Annotated in this window: 12 protein-coding genes and 1 tRNA gene; 10 read left to right on the top strand and 3 right to left on the bottom strand. The window is 68.1% G+C overall.

What is annotated here, in order from left to right; all coding sequences use genetic code 11:
- The first annotated feature begins 79 nt into the window (after positions 1-79).
- Positions 80-1,303, top strand: a complete 1,224-nt coding sequence (locus tag ACLF6J_RS12955) for a sensor histidine kinase (RefSeq protein WP_134351945.1) — start codon at positions 80-82, stop codon at positions 1,301-1,303.
- Positions 1,300-1,983 (top strand): response regulator transcription factor, encoded by a 684-nt coding sequence (locus tag ACLF6J_RS12950; RefSeq protein WP_047521528.1) that lies wholly within the window; start codon positions 1,300-1,302, stop codon positions 1,981-1,983. Before ACLF6J_RS12955 ends, ACLF6J_RS12950 begins: the two co-directional genes overlap by 4 nt.
- A 57-nt stretch (positions 1,984-2,040) precedes the next feature.
- Here the strand turns inward: ACLF6J_RS12950 and ACLF6J_RS12945 are convergent, their stop codons facing one another.
- Positions 2,041-2,574: a DNA modification methylase gene (locus ACLF6J_RS12945; RefSeq protein WP_047521526.1), complete on the bottom strand. Its 534-nt coding sequence runs from the start codon at positions 2,572-2,574 to the stop codon at positions 2,041-2,043.
- Positions 2,575-2,709: 135 nt separating this feature from the next.
- On the opposite strand from ACLF6J_RS12945, the gene ACLF6J_RS12940 reads away from it, so the two are divergent.
- The 5 genes from ACLF6J_RS12940 (at position 2,710) to ACLF6J_RS12920 (ending at position 7,657) form a co-directional block, all read left to right on the top strand.
- Positions 2,710-3,192: a CarD family transcriptional regulator gene (locus ACLF6J_RS12940; protein WP_017201416.1), complete on the top strand. Its 483-nt coding sequence runs from the start codon at positions 2,710-2,712 to the stop codon at positions 3,190-3,192.
- Positions 3,193-3,263: 71 nt separating this feature from the next.
- The gene (ispD, locus tag ACLF6J_RS12935; protein ID WP_131491426.1) at positions 3,264-4,493 is read left to right on the top strand and encodes a 2-C-methyl-D-erythritol 4-phosphate cytidylyltransferase; all 1,230 of its coding nucleotides are present in this window, start codon (positions 3,264-3,266) and stop codon (positions 4,491-4,493) included.
- Positions 4,494-4,578: 85 nt separating this feature from the next.
- A complete protein-coding gene (gene cysS / locus ACLF6J_RS12930) occupies positions 4,579-5,985 on the top strand; it encodes a cysteine--tRNA ligase (RefSeq protein ID WP_134351943.1) in 1,407 nt (468 codons plus the stop codon).
- Positions 5,978-6,991, top strand: a complete 1,014-nt coding sequence (gene rlmB / locus ACLF6J_RS12925) for a 23S rRNA (guanosine(2251)-2'-O)-methyltransferase RlmB (protein ID WP_047521519.1) — start codon at positions 5,978-5,980, stop codon at positions 6,989-6,991. Before cysS ends, rlmB begins: the two co-directional genes overlap by 8 nt.
- A 24-nt stretch (positions 6,992-7,015) precedes the next feature.
- The gene (locus ACLF6J_RS12920; protein ID WP_134351941.1) at positions 7,016-7,657 is read left to right on the top strand and encodes an NAD(P)-dependent oxidoreductase; all 642 of its coding nucleotides are present in this window, start codon (positions 7,016-7,018) and stop codon (positions 7,655-7,657) included.
- Positions 7,658-7,809: 152 nt separating this feature from the next.
- On the opposite strand, the gene ACLF6J_RS12915 is transcribed toward ACLF6J_RS12920, so the two are convergent.
- Complete coding sequence (locus tag ACLF6J_RS12915; RefSeq protein WP_134351939.1) at positions 7,810-9,114, bottom strand: DUF4032 domain-containing protein; 1,305 nt, start codon at positions 9,112-9,114, stop codon at positions 7,810-7,812.
- 212 nt (positions 9,115-9,326) lie between these two features.
- The gene (locus tag ACLF6J_RS12910; RefSeq protein WP_047521512.1) at positions 9,327-10,430 is read right to left on the bottom strand and encodes an ABC transporter ATP-binding protein; all 1,104 of its coding nucleotides are present in this window, start codon (positions 10,428-10,430) and stop codon (positions 9,327-9,329) included.
- Positions 10,431-10,663: 233 nt separating this feature from the next.
- Between ACLF6J_RS12910 and ACLF6J_RS12905 the strand changes: the two genes are divergently transcribed.
- The 3 genes from ACLF6J_RS12905 to ACLF6J_RS12895 all read left to right on the top strand — a co-directional run bounded on the left by ACLF6J_RS12905 (position 10,664) and on the right by ACLF6J_RS12895 (position 14,214).
- Positions 10,664-11,602, top strand: coding sequence for a DsbA family protein (locus tag ACLF6J_RS12905; RefSeq protein ID WP_134351937.1), 939 nt, complete (start codon positions 10,664-10,666; stop codon positions 11,600-11,602).
- A gap of 40 nt (positions 11,603-11,642) precedes the next feature.
- Positions 11,643-11,715: transfer RNA gene (locus ACLF6J_RS12900), tRNA-Thr, on the top strand.
- A gap of 261 nt (positions 11,716-11,976) precedes the next feature.
- Positions 11,977-14,214 (top strand): arylsulfatase, encoded by a 2,238-nt coding sequence (locus ACLF6J_RS12895; RefSeq protein ID WP_134351935.1) that lies wholly within the window; start codon positions 11,977-11,979, stop codon positions 14,212-14,214.
- Positions 14,215-14,239 lie beyond the last annotated feature (25 nt).

The raw sequence follows: 14,239 nt of genomic DNA, 5'->3' as shown, positions 1-14,239 counted from the left end.
CGTGAATAGTACTTCCCCTGTTCCCGCCAGGGCGCGGAAACCCGCCGGACGGACGGTGAACGCACTCTACGCTTGTGACATGACCTTGCCGCAGCTCGCGCTGTCCTCGCTCGCCATCGGGCTGGTGATCGGTGTCGGCCTCTCCCTGCTCGTGGCCTGGGCATACCGGGCACGCGCACGTGTGCAGGAGGAGACGTCGCTGGCCGTCCCGGCCGGTATCACCGACGTTCTGCGCAGCATGGACGATGCAGCGGCGATCGTCGACACCTCCGGCATGGTTCTCGCCTCCTCGCAGGCCGCGACCCGCTTCGGTATCGAGGTCGGGGCGACGCTTGACAACCCGGAGCTCCGTCAGCTCGTACGTGTCGTGCGGGACACAGGAGGCTCCGTCACCGAGTCGATGCGCATCACGCGGGGAGGATTGAGCCTCGATCCGCGACTCGTGTCGGCGCGCGCGAGCGTGATCGGCACGCGCCTGGTGCTGCTGATCATCCGCGACGTCACCGAGCAGGAACGCCTCGATCAGATGCGCCGGGATTTCGTCGCCAACACGAGTCACGAGCTGAAGACCCCCGTGGGCGCCGTGAGCCTTCTCGCCGAGGCCATCGAGTCGGCCGCCGACGACCCCGCGCAGGTGCGCATCTTCGCCGCACGCATCTCCGCCGAGGCCGGAAGACTCGGGCAGCTCACCGGGCGCATCATGAGCCTGTCCCGGCTGCAGGCGGAGGACGGCCTGACGAAGGTCGGTCCCGTCGCGATCGACGAGGTGATCGCCTCCTCGATCGAGGCCCATGTCGTACAGGCCGATTCCGCCGGCGTCGAGCTCGCCAGAGGCGGGGACCGCGGCGTCTGGGTGCGCGGTGACGCGCAGATCCTCATCGAGGCGGTCGGCAACCTGATCGCCAACGCCATCGTCTACTCGCCCCGGGGGTCCCGGGTGGGCGTCGGCGTGCGCGCCGAGGACGGAGTGGTCGAGATCGCGGTGTCCGACCAGGGCATCGGTATCGCGGAAGCGGACCGTGAGCGCATCTTCGAGCGGTTCTACCGAGCGGATGAGGCCCGTTCCCGGCGCACGGGCGGCACGGGACTCGGGCTGTCGATCGTCAAGCACGCCACGCAGCGCCACGGTGGGGAGGTGCGGCTGTGGTCCCGCCCCGGACGCGGCTCCACCTTCACGATCCGGCTTCCTCGGATCGACGCCCCGGAGCACGGCGACTCGGGCAAGAAGAGCAAGAAGAAGCGTGCGCGCAAGGCCGCCAAGGCTGCGGCATCCGCGCGCGTTCGAAACGGAGAGAGAACATGACCCGAATCCTTCTCGTCGAGGACGAGCCCGACCTCGCCGACCCGCTCGCGTATCTGCTTCGCCGTGAAGGCTACGAGGTGGAGATCGCGGAGGATGGCCCCGGCGCGCTCTCCGCGTTCCGGGAGCGGGGCGCGGACATCGTGCTGCTCGACCTGATGCTGCCCGGGATGCCGGGCACCGAGGTGTGCCGTCAGATCCGCTCGACGTCGGCCGTGCCGATCATCATGCTCACGGCGAAGGACTCCGAGGTCGACATCGTGGTCGGGCTCGAGCTGGGCGCCGACGACTACATCACCAAGCCGTACTCGTCGCGCGAACTGCTCGCGCGGATGCGCGCCGTGCTGCGCCGGGTCGTGCAGGCCGACGGCGAGCTCGACGAACGCGTGCTCGACGGCGGCAGGGTCTCACTCGACATCGACCGGCACACCGTGTCCGTCGCGGGTGAGCAGATCAACATGCCGCTGAAGGAGTTCGAGCTCCTCGAGGTCCTGATGCGCAACTCCGGACGCGTGCTCACCCGCGGTCAGCTCATCGACCGGGTCTGGGGGAGCGACTACTTCGGCGACACAAAGACGCTCGACGTGCACATCAAGCGCATCCGTTCGCGCATCGAGGAGAACCCGAGCGAACCGGTGATGCTCGTCACGGTGCGCGGCCTGGGCTACCGCTTCGAGGGCTGAACGCAGAGGAGGCCGGCACCCCGTAAGGTGCCGGCCTCCTGTGTGTTCGACGCGGGGTCACTCCGAGGGAGCAGGCGCCGCCGTGTCGGTCGGCATCGGCGTCGGTGCCGATGTGCGCACCGACTCCGAGGGGACGAGGTCCGAGTAGTAGGGGAGAGAGCCGTCGAGCACGGGAACGTCGGCCTTGACGCCGGTGGAGTCTCCGGACTGGAAGTGCATCTCGACGGTCGCACCCGGCTTGGTGTCGAGTCCGACGATGCGCAGCGGCTCTTCGTCGGCGCCCAGGCTCTTCGTCTCGCCCGCGGGGACCGTGACCTTGAAATCGTTGCCGTCTCCGAGGGAGATCGTGAGTGTGGCGCTCTCTTCGGTGGGGTTCACGACGGCGGCGATGAAGTTGCCGATCGATCCGTCCTCCGTCGCGATCACGAGGGCGTTGCGCACGTCGATCGGGCCGTCGGCGTCGGAGATGTTCACGCCGTCGGACGCCGGATACTCGATCTTGGTCGACTGCGGGGTGATGAACGTGCACCCGGTCGCGCCGAGCAGAACGAGGGCGCTGAGGGCTGCAGACGCAACAAGGCGCGATTTCACGGGTCCTCCTGAGGTCCGGCGGGATATCCGCATCCATTCTATGGGTAAGTCGTGAGCGACTCTGCGGCCCTGGGGCGCGAACCTTAGCGCATCTGCCCTGTGGTATCCTTGAGGTTGCCGAAAGGACACGTTTTTATGCTTTTTGAGGTTGGCGAAACCGTCGTCTATCCCCACCATGGCGCTGCGACCATCATCGAGGTCAAGGAGCGCATCATCAAGGGTGAGGCGAAGAAATATCTGAAGCTCAACGTCACCCAGGGCGATCTCATCATCGAGGTTCCTGCTGAGAATGTCGACCTGGTCGGCGTTCGCGATGTGATCGGGAAAGAGGGCCTCGACCACGTGTTCGAGGTGCTGCGCGCACCCTTCACGGAGGAGCCCACGAACTGGTCCCGCCGGTACAAGGCGAACCTCGAGAAGCTCGCCTCCGGCGATGTCATCAAGGTGAGCGAGGTCGTCCGCGACCTGTGGCGTCGCGATCAGGACCGCGGGTTGTCGGCGGGCGAGAAGCGGATGCTGGCGAAGGCTCGTCAGATCCTCATCTCCGAGCTCGCGCTCGCGGAGAAGACCGACGAGGACAAGGCGGGCGCACTGCTCGACGAGGTCCTCGCTTCCTGAGTTCTCGACGAAGGGGCGGATGCTGCGGCATCCGCCCCTTCGTCGTCCCTGCCACGCGGTAGCGTGAGAGGGTGACCCTGCTTCCTGTCCCCGACATCGCGATCATCGTCGTCGCCGCCGGCTCCGGCACTCGGCTGGAGGCGGGGGCGCCGAAGGCTCTCGTGGGGATCGACGCGCATTCGATCCTCCGGCATGCCCTGGACGGCGTGTTCGCAGCCCTGCCTGCGCAGGTGATCGTCGTCGCACCTGCCGGCCACGAGGGCGACGCGTTGGCGGAACTCGAAGCCGCCGCAGGAGACCGGCGAGACCTCGGTCGCGTCGTGACGGGCGGCGCGACGCGGCAGCAGTCCGTCGCCGCGGGGCTCGACGCTCTCTGGGGCGACGTGAAGACCGTGCTCGTGCACGACGCGGCGCGCGCCCTCACGCCACCCTCTCAGATCGATGCGGTCGCGCGTGCCGTCACCGCGCAGGAAGGAGTCGTGCCCGCGCTCCCCGTGGTCGACACGCTCAAGAAGGTGGCGGAAGGTGCCGTGGTGGCCGCGGTCGACCGTTCCGAGCTCGCCGCGGCGCAGACGCCGCAGGGCTTTCCCCGCGCTGCGCTCGAAGCGGCTTACGCGGCAGCCGTCTCCGCGGGGGTCGAGTACACCGACGACGCGGCGTTGTTCGCCGCGGCCGGGAACACGGTGCGGCACATCGACGGTTCCGCTCGAGCGTTCAAGATCACCACCCCCGATGACCTCGAGCGCGCCCGGCACCTGGTCGGTGCGTCTGCAACGCCGGCGCACGCACCGCAGGAGGCGCCGATCACTCGTCCCGTCATCCCTCGAATCGGCATCGGCACCGATGTGCATGCGTTCGGCGGCGAGGGGAACCTCTGGCTCGCCGGCGTGGAATGGCCGGGGGAGCAGCCCCTCTCCGGACACTCCGACGGGGATGCGGTCGCACACGCGATCGTCGACGCTCTCCTCGGCGCCGCCGGCCTCGGGGACATCGGCGAGCACTTCGGCACCTCGCACCCGGAGTACGCGGGCGCACATGCGGAGGTCTTCCTCGCGCGCACCCGTGAGCTGCTGGCAGACGCGGGCTTCGAGATCGGCAACGTCTCCGTGCAGCTGCAGGGGAACCGGCCGCGCTTCAGCGTGCGTCGTCGCGAGGCGGAAGGCGTCTTGTCCTCCGTGCTGGGCGCTCCCGTGTCCGTCACAGCGACCACGACCGACCGGCTGGGCTTTCCCGGGCGGGGCGAGGGCATCGCGGTGACGGCGGTCGCGGTCGTGGTGGCCGTCGATCCGCGCGACGGGTGACGGTCCACCACGTTCAGATCGTCACACGCCGCATGAATCGTCATCGTGGGGCGGTCGCTCAGCAGTCGCCGAGTAGGCTTGAGCGGTGACTCTCCGCCTCTACGACACCCGCGCTGCGGTGTTGCGCGACTTCGTGCCTCTCGATCCCGAGAACATCACGATGTACGTGTGCGGACCCACGGTGCAATCCGGACCCCACATCGGGCACGTCCGAGCGGCCCTGAGCTTCGATCTGCTGCGTCGCTGGTTGGCCCACCGTTATGGTCGGGTCACCTTCGTGCGCAACGTCACCGACATCGACGACAAGGTGCTCGCCAATGCGACGGATGCGGAGCCCTGGTGGGCACTGGCCTACCGCATGGAGCAGGAGTTCACGGCCGCGTATGCCGGTGTCGGCATCCTTCCTCCGACCTACGAGCCTCGCGCCACGGCATCCGTTCCTCAGATGCAGGAGCTGATCGCTGGTCTGATCACCCGCGGACACGCCTACCCCGCCCCCGACGACTCGGGAGACGTGTACTTCGACGTGCGCTCCTGGTCGGAGTACGGCTCCCTCACGCATCAGTCCATCGACGCCATGGAGCCCGCGGAGGACGCCGACCCCCGAGGCAAGCGGAACCCGCAGGACTTCGCGCTCTGGAAAGGCAGCAAGCCGGAGGAACCGGCGGACGCGACGTGGGCCTCGCCGTGGGGCGCCGGTCGTCCCGGGTGGCACATCGAGTGCTCCGCCATGGCGAAGCGCTACCTCGGCGCGGAGTTCGACATCCACGGCGGCGGGCTCGACCTGCGATTCCCTCATCACGAGAACGAGCTCGCGCAGTCGACGGCGGCGGGCGACGGTTTCGCCCGCTACTGGGTGCACAACGGACTCGTGACCGTGGCCGGGCAGAAGATGTCCAAGTCGCTGGGCAACTTCACCTTGGCGGCGGACGTCCTGTCGGCACATGACCCGCGGGTGGTGCGCTATGCGCTCGCCGCCGCGCACTACCGATCGAGCCTCGACCTCAGCGAATCGTCCTGGGCGGAGGCCGAGGCCGCGTTGGCGCGCATCGACACCTTCGCCGCTCGCGTCCGCCGCGCCGTTCCCGGCATGACGGATGACGCTGAGGGCGATGCTGCTGTTCCGGATGCGTTCGCCGACGCGATGGACGACGACCTGAGGGTCCCCCAGGCGCTGGCCGTGCTGCACGACACCGTGCGCCGCGGCAACTCGGCACTCGACGCCGGGTCGAAGGAGGAGGCCTGGACCGCTTTCGTCCAGGTGGACGCGATGGTCCGCCTCCTCGGATTCGACGAACTCCCGTCCGGTGGGGCAGACCTCGCCGAGCACCGCACTCTGGACGCCCTCGTCCAGACGATGATCACCCAACGCGCGCAGGCTCGCGCTGACAAGGACTGGGCGGCGGCGGATCGCATCCGAGACGCGATCGCCGCCGCAGGAATCACGCTGGAGGACACTCCGGCCGGAACTCATTGGAGTATCGATGGCTAAGCCACAGCGCCCCGGCGCGAGCAACGGTAAGAAGAAGGGCCCGACCAAGGGCACGGGCGGACTCGGGCGCAAGGCACTCGAGGGACGCGGTCCGACCCCGAAGGCGGAGGACCGCGCCTGGCACCCCGCGGGCAAGCGCAAGGCAGCAGCCGAGCGCTATGCGGCCTCGGGGGGCAAGGGCAAGCCCGGCGGACAGCGCCAGACCTCGGGCGGCAATCCCAACCGCTCCGCCAGGGCGAAGGACAACACCACCGACACCGAGACGGTCACCGGGCGCAACTCGGTGCTCGAGGCACTGCGGGCGAAGATCCCCGCGACGGCCTTCTACATCGCGCAGCGCGTGGAGATGGACGACCGCGTCAAGGAGATGCTGTCGATCGCGACCCATCGCGGAATCCCCGTGATGGAGGTCACCCGGCAGGAGCTCGACCGCATGGCCGGCTTCGACGGCGTGCACCAGGGCGTCGCGGTCAAGGTGCCCCCGTACGAGTACGCCCACCCGCAGGACCTCCTCGAGAAGGTCATCGACCAGGGCGAGGTGCCGCTGTTCGTGGCGCTGGACGGTGTCACCGATCCCCGCAACCTCGGAGCGATCATCCGATCCGCTGCCGCGTTCGGCGGTCACGGCATCATCCTGCCGCAGCGCCGTTCCGCCGGGGTGAACTCCGCAGCCTGGAAGACCAGTGCGGGCGCCGCCGCGAGGATCCCGGTGGCACTCGCGACGAACCTCACGACGCAGCTCAAGGAGTTCAAGAAGCAGGGCGTGTTCGTGCTCGGACTCGACGGTGGCGGCGATGTGTCGCTTCCCGACCTGCAGCTCGCCGATCGTCCCGTGGTGATCGTCGTGGGTTCGGAGGGCAAGGGGCTGTCGCGGCTCGTCACCGAGACGTGCGACCAGATCGTCTCGATCCCGATCTCCGCCGCGACGGAGTCGCTGAACGCCGGTATCGCGACGTCGGTCGCGCTGTATCAGGTGGCGACGGTCCGCGCCGCGAAGCAGTCCTAGCGCACGTCCAGAGAGAGGTTCACCATGGCTCGCATCATCGTCCTCGGAGGAACCGGGTACGCCGGTCGTCATATCGTCGCGGAGGCGGTGAGTCGAGGACATGCCGTGATCGCGATCTCGCGCTCGGAGGCGACTGATCCGGTAGCGGGCGCAGCCTACGTGCAGGGCTCGGCGCTGGAGCCGGCGTCGCTCGCGGACGCCTTCGTCGGTGCGGACGCCGTCGTCTCGGCGCTCTCACCGCGCGGGGACATGGCCGATCGGGCGTTGGAGGCGTTGACCAATGTCGTCTCTCAGCTCGCCGGTACGCCGACGCGTCTCGGTGTGGTCGGAGGAGCAGGTGGCAGCCTCGTCGCTCCGGGCGGACCGCGTCTGTTCGATCAGGACTTCCCCGAGGAGTACAAGCACGAAGCGCAGGTCGGCATCGATTCCCTCGCGCTCCTGGAGAGCACGGACGATGGTCTCGACTGGTTCTTCATCCACCCCGCAGAGGTCTTCGGCCCCTGGGCCGAGGGCGAGCGCACCGGACACTACCGCGACGGCGGTGACGTGATCGTCCGCGATGCCGAGGGGAAGTCGTTCATCTCCGGTGCGGACTTCGCGATGGCCGTGGTCGACGAGATCGAGCAGGGGAATCACCACCGCGAGCGCTTCACGGTCGGCTACTGACCGCGCGTACCGGCGCAACCGCGCGTACCGGCGCGACCACGCGTACCGGCGCAACCGCGTCTCGGGCGGTCGACGCCCCCCTGCCGTGTCGAAACCCCCGGGCTCCGGCGCCGTCCACCGGGGGTATCGACGATGAAGAGGGGTTTCGGCACTCAGACCAGGTCCCGCCAGTCGATGTCCTCGTCGTCGTCGGTGACGGGAGTCACCCCGGTGATGACGGGCAGGCTCATCGTCTCGGTGGGTGGACCCATGATGGTGGCCTCGTCACGGCGGTGGCGCAGTACCTCGTTGATGTAGCTCGTCAGGACTTCCGCGAGGGGCACGGAACGTCCCTGCGCCTGTGACAGGTACCACCGGTGCTCCAGTACCTGGTGGAACACCTCCGCGGGCTCGAGTTTGGCACGCAGTTCGTACGGGATCGCGCGGACGACGGGCTCGAAGACCCGCGTGAGCCACTCGTGCGCGTACATCTCCTCGTCGGACCACTGCTTCGTCGAACGGGCGCGGAACTCGTCGAGGTCGTTGAGCAGGCGCCGGGCCTGGTTCTCTTCGACGTCGAGCCCTGTCAGGCGGATCAGGCGGCGCTGGTGGTGACCGGCGTCCACCACCTTCGGTTGGATCTCGACGACCGTGCCATCCGCCGTCGTCGACATGGACATCTCGTCGATGTCGAAGCCCAGAGCGTTGAGCCGCTCGACGCGTTCCGTGATGCGCCACGTCTCCGCTGCCGAGAACGACTCCTGGGCGGTCAGCTCCGCCCACAGGGACCGATACGAGGACACGATGCCGTCGGCGATCGCGATGGCGTCCACACCGTGCTCCAGGCGGCCCCCGGCGGCGAGGTCCATGATCTCCCCGGCGATGTTCGTGCGGGCGAGGTCGAGGTCGTAGGCGCGTTGGCCGTCGGTCAGCCCCTCCTCGTGCAGTTCCCCGGTCTCGGCGTCGACCAGATACGCCGCGAAGGCTCCGGCGTCGCGACGGAACAGCGTGTTCGACAGGGAGACATCGCCCCAGTAGAAGCCGACGTTGTGCAGGCGCACCAGGAGAAGTGCCAAGGCGTCCACGAGCCGGGTGGCCGTATCCGGACGGAGGACGCGGGTGAACAGCGCGCGATAGGGCATGGAGAAGCGCAGATGCGCTGTGACGAGGGCTGCCGGCAGCGTCTCCCCGTCGGCATCCGTACGCCCGGCGATCACGGCGACGCGGTCGACACAGGGGACATCGAGCCGAGTGAGGTTGCCCAGCATGTCGTATTCGCGTTGAGCCATCTCGGCCGTGGTCTCCTTCACCGCGATGACGCGCCCGGAGAGGTCGGCGAAGCGCACGAGATGGCGGGAGAGACCCTTCGGGAGGGACACGATGTACTCCGAGGGCCACTTCGCGAGCGTCGTGGACCAGGGGAGGGCCAGGAGACCCGGGTCGATCTTGCTCGCGGTGATCCGCAGTGAATCGTGCATGGTGCTCCTTGANCCCCCCCCCCCCCCCCCCCCCCCCCCCCCCCCCCCCCCCCCCCCCCCCCCCCCCCCCCCCCCCCCCCCCCCCCCCCCCCCCCCCCCCCCCCCCCCCCCCCCCCCCCCCCCCCCCCCCCCCCCCCCCCCCCCCCCCCCCCCCCCCCCCCCCCCCCCCCCCACCCCCCCCCCCCCCCCCCCCCCCGCGTCTGTGGATCCGATCAGACGGAGACGACCGGCTTGTCGTTCAGGCGGTCGCCGGACTCGATGTCGAACGCGTGCACGTGGCCCGGGTTCGCCGCGAGCGTGACCGTCTCGCCGGCGTTCGGGTGGTTGCGGCCGTCGACACGGGCGACGATGTCACTGCGCTTGCCGTTGATCTCGGTGTGGCCGTAGAGGTAGCCGTCGGCGCCGAGCTCTTCGACCAGGTCGACGACGACGGGAAGACCCTTGCCGTCGGCCGGTCCGACCGTGATGTCCTCGGGGCGCACACCGACCGTGACCTGGCTGCCGTTGGCGCGGCCGACCGTGTCGCGATCGAGCGGGACGATCTCCGAGCCGAAGCGGATGCCGCCGTCGGCGAGGTCGGCAGCGAACAGGTTCATCGCGGGCGAACCGATGAAGCCGGCCACGAAGACGTTGTTCGGCTTCTCGTACAGGTCGCGCGGGGAGCCCACCTGCTGGAGGAGGCCGTCCTTGAGGACCGCGATGCGGTCACCCATGGTCAGAGCCTCGGTCTGGTCGTGGGTGACGTAGACCGTGGTGACACCGAGACGGCGCTGCAGCGAGGCGATCTGCGTACGCGTCTGCACGCGGAGCTTGGCGTCGAGGTTCGACAGCGGCTCGTCCATGAGGAACACCTGGGGCTGACGCACGATGGCGCGTCCCATGGCGACACGCTGACGCTGACCACCCGAGAGGGCCTTCGGCTTGCGGGTCAGGTAGGGCTCGAGGTCGAGCAGCTTGGCGGCTTCGAGCACGCGGGCCGCACGCTCTTCCTTGCCGACGCCCGCGATCTTCAGGGCGAAGCCCATGTTCTCGGCGACCGTCATGTGCGGGTACAGCGCGTAGTTCTGGAAGACCATCGCGATGTCGCGGTCCTTCGGCGGGACGTCGGTCACGTCGCGGTCGCCGATGAGGATGCGGCCGGCGTTGACCTCTTCGAGGCCGGCCAGCATGCGGAGGGAGGTCGACTTACCGCACCCGGAAGGACCGACGAGGACGAGGAATTCGCCGTCACCGACCTCGAGGTTCAGCTTGTCGACAGCGGGACGGGTTCCGCCGGGGTACAGGCGGGTGGCCTCGTCGAAAGTCACAGATGCCATCGTTGTTTCTCCTTCACCGGCAGGTACGTGCCGGACGATCCGTAGTGATGAAGCGGCGGAGTGAACCCGCCGTGACCCGACTCTGGGTCGGGATCAGTATGGCATGAACCGGGGTACCTGGGTATTTCTCAGCCTGAATCGCTAGCATCGAACTCGGCCGCGCGCTGCGGCGATCGTCGCCGAGCGGCGGTCGGGGCCAACCCGGACCCCCCTGGAGACTTACAAGAGGAACGATGTCGAGCGACGAAACGCCGAACGTCCCCACGCCACGCAATTCCCGCGAGGTCGTGCGGGAGAAGGCCCAGAGAGTGCACGCCCAGCAGTCGCGGGCGCGCCTCATGCGACGGATCATCATCGGCGCCGTGGCGCTGGTCGCGGTGGGCGCGATCGGCACGGCGGTGACGCTGGCGGTGTCATCGCAGGTGTCCAAGCCGCGGCTCACACCGACCGGCATGGAATCGGACGGCGTCGTCGTCACCGACGTCGAGGCCTTCGCAGGATCCGCTGCGGTACCCACGACCCCCACGCCCGAGCCGAGCGACGCGGGCGCTTCCGAATCTCCGACGCCGGAGCCGACGGCGTCCGAGAAGGTCGACATCCACGTCTACGTCGACTACCTGTCGCCCGACGCCGGAATGTTCGAGCGTGCCAACGCCCGCCAGCTCGCCGGATGGATCAAGGAAGGCGCGGTCACCGTCAGCTACCACCCGGTGGCCCTGCTCACCGCGAGCTCGAACGGCACCAAGTTCTCGCTGCGTTCGGCTGCGGCTGCGGCGTGCGTCGCCACGCATTCGCCCGAGCAGTTCTACGCGTTCAACCACGAGCTGCTCGACGATCAGCCCGAGGTCGGCAGCGATGGTCTCTCCGACGAAGACCTCGCGAATCTCGCTCTCGCGGTCGGCGTCGACAACGGCAAGGCCGTCCGCTCGTGCATCGAGGACGGCGACTTCGTCAGCTGGGCCAAGGAAGCCACGACCCGGGCACTGGACGGCCCGCTCGCCGGTTCAGATGACCTGGTGCTGACCGCGACCCCGATGATCGTGGCGAACGGCGAGGCCTACGTCGGCGCCATGGACGATCCCGCCGAGTTCTCGCAGTTCGTCCTCAGCGTCGCCAGCGACGCGTCGCGCGAAACGCCGACCCCGACACCGACCTCCACACCCGCCCCCTGATTCGGAGGGGGTCGATGCCGTCGCTAAGCTGATGGCATCCGCCGACTTGGCGCAATTGGTAGCGCACCGTACTTGTAATACGGGGGTTACGGGTTCGAGTCCCGTAGTCGGCTCAGCACACGCAGTGAAAAGCCCCGATGGGAGGCCCCTCGTCGACGCGACGAGGTCTTGTCGACGAGGGGGCGATGCGCTACTTTGAGCGCCATCCAGTGCGCGGTGCTCGGATCGATCCGACCTTCGTCTCTGGCGGGAGTTCGGAGAAGTCGATGGTTGCTGGATCCGAAGGAGTTCGGCCGATTCGTTCGGCACCGTTGCCGCCCGCGAGGGTGCTGCCCTTTCCGCCGCCGCCATCGGGAAGCGTCGCGGGGCGCATCATGCAGGAATCGACGTATTCCCCGAAGCCTGTCGAGTCGCATCTTCCCTCGGATGCACCGAACATCCTGATCGTTCTGATCGATGATGCAGGCCCCGCATTGCCGACGTCGCTCGGCGGCGAGGTGAGCACGCCGACTTTCGACCGGCTGCGTGACGAGGGAGTCGGCTACAACAGGTTCCACACGACGGCGATGTGCTCGCCCACGAGAGCGGCGTTGTTGACAGGGCGAAACCACCATCGGGTCGGGAACGGCCAGATCGCCGAGCTGGCGAACGACTGGGACGGGTACTCTGGCCACATTCCCAAGAGCACGGCGACCGTCGCGGAGGTGCTGCGCAACTACGGCTACTCCACCGCGGCGTGGGGGAAATGGCACAACACTCCCGCGGAGGAGACCACCGCTGCCGGTCCTTTCGACAGGTGGCCCACCGGATACGGGTTCGAGTACTTCTATGGCTTCCTCGCGGGGGAGGCGTCGCAGTATGAACCGAACTTGGTGCGCAACACGACGGTCGTGCTGCCGCCGAAGACGCCGGAGGAGGGATATCACCTGAGCGAGGACATCGCCGATGATGCCATCGGCTGGCTCCGCGCGCACAAGGCGCTCGCGCCCGAGAAGCCGTTCCTGATGTATTGGGCGAGCGGAGCGATCCACGGTCCCCATCACGTCACCAAGGACTGGGCCGACAAGTACAAGGGCAAGTTCGACGACGGGTGGGATGCGTACCGTGAACGCGTCCATGAACGGGCCAAGAGCGCAGGGTGGATCCCCGCCGATGCCGAGCTCACTCCCCGCCATCCCGAGATGGCCGCATGGGATGACATTCCCGATGACGAGAAGCCATTCCAACGTCGTCTGATGGAGGTCGCGGCCGGTTTCGCCGAGCACGTCGACGTGCAGGCGGGCAAGGTCATCGACGAGGTGGAACGACTCGGCTACGGAGAGAACACCATCGTCCTCTACCTGTGGGGGGACAACGGCTCGTCCGGCGAGGGGCAGAACGGCACCATCAGTGAGCTGCTCGCGCAGAACGGCATCCCGAGCAACGTCTCCGATCACATCGCCGCACTCGAAGAGCTCGGAGGACTGGACGCGATCGGCACGCCCGCGACCGACAACCAGTATCACGCAGGCTGGGCCTGGGCGGGTTCCACTCCCTACCAAGGGATGAAGCTTCTGGCCTCGCACCTCGGGGGCACTCGGAACCCGCTCATCGTGAAGTGGCCCGCGCGGCTCCAGCCCGATGCGACTCCGCGTACTCAGTTCCACCACGTCATCGACGTCGTGCCGACGATCTACGACATCCTGGGAATCAGCGAACCCGACGTGGTGAACGGGATCCCCCAGGAGCCCCTCGACGGCGTCAGCTTCGCGTACTCGCTCGCCGATGCGGAGGCGGAAGGACGCCGGCACACGCAGTACTTCGAGATCATGGGGAGCAGATCCATCTACTCGGATGGGTGGATGGCCTCCGCGATCGGACCGCGTCTGCCCTGGGTGCAAGGCCTGCCTGCGGGTATCCGGACCTGGACCCCGGATGAGGACCTGTGGGAGCTCTACGATCTCGAGAACGACTGGAGCCAGGCCCACGACGTGGCGTCGGAGCACCCGGAGAAGCTCGCACAGCTCAAAGAACTCTTCGCCATGGAAGCGGCCAAGAACAAGGTGCTGCCCGTCGGGGGCGGGCTGTGGGTCGTCGCCCTCCATCCGGAACAGCGCATCGCGCCGCCGTACACGGAGTGGAGTTTCACGGGCGACACGTTCCGCATTCCGGAGTTCTGCGCTCCCGCTCTCGGTAACAAGCCGAACGTGGTCCGGTTGGGCGTCACCCTTCCGGAGCGGGCGAACGGGGTTCTGTACAAGCTCGGGGGTTCGGGAGGCGGGCTGACGTGCTTCCTCGATGACGGTGTCCTCACCTATGAGTACAACCTCTTCCTCATCCAACGGACCACCATCGCGACAGAGTCGCCTCTCGCCCCAGGGGAGTCGGTGATCGAAGTGGTGACGGACTACGTGGAACGTCGACCAGGCGGTCCGCTGAAGGTCGTGCTCCGGGCTGATGGCGTCGAGGTGGCGTCCGGGGTGGTGCCGGTCAGCGCGCCCTTGCTGTTCAGTGCGAACGACTGCCTCGACATCGGGCGCGCATACGGCGGCCCCGTCTCACGTCGGTATGCGGATCGAATGCCGTTTCCTTTCGACGGCCTCATCGACGACGTGCACATCGCCTATCTCTGATGGCGGCGGTGGGGGTTCTGGTCGG

Source organism: Microbacterium sp. IO18 (assembly GCF_049099505.1).
Taxonomy (GTDB): Bacteria; Actinomycetota; Actinomycetes; order Actinomycetales; family Microbacteriaceae; genus Microbacterium; species Microbacterium aurugineum.
Note: the sequence above shows the minus strand (reverse complement) of the source record. Positions and strands in the feature narration are given on the sequence as shown.

Bases quoted from the DNA above. Each gene is read 5' to 3' on its own strand.
- ACLF6J_RS12920 (WP_134351941.1), top strand. From the start codon at position 7,016: ATGGCTCGCATCATCGTCCTCGGAGGAACCGGGTACGCCGGTCGTCAT.
- ACLF6J_RS12950 (WP_047521528.1), top strand. From the start codon at position 1,300: ATGACCCGAATCCTTCTCGTCGAGGACGAGCCCGACCTCGCCGACCCG.
- ACLF6J_RS12915 (WP_134351939.1), bottom strand. From the start codon at position 9,114: ATGCACGATTCACTGCGGATCACCGCGAGCAAGATCGACCCGGGTCTC.
- ACLF6J_RS12895 (WP_134351935.1), top strand. From the start codon at position 11,977: ATGCAGGAATCGACGTATTCCCCGAAGCCTGTCGAGTCGCATCTTCCC.
- ACLF6J_RS12955 (WP_134351945.1), top strand. From the start codon at position 80: ATGACCTTGCCGCAGCTCGCGCTGTCCTCGCTCGCCATCGGGCTGGTG.
- ACLF6J_RS12905 (WP_134351937.1), top strand. From the start codon at position 10,664: ATGTCGAGCGACGAAACGCCGAACGTCCCCACGCCACGCAATTCCCGC.
- ACLF6J_RS12910 (WP_047521512.1), bottom strand. From the start codon at position 10,430: ATGGCATCTGTGACTTTCGACGAGGCCACCCGCCTGTACCCCGGCGGA.
- rlmB (WP_047521519.1), top strand. From the start codon at position 5,978: ATGGCTAAGCCACAGCGCCCCGGCGCGAGCAACGGTAAGAAGAAGGGC.
- ACLF6J_RS12940 (WP_017201416.1), top strand. From the start codon at position 2,710: ATGCTTTTTGAGGTTGGCGAAACCGTCGTCTATCCCCACCATGGCGCT.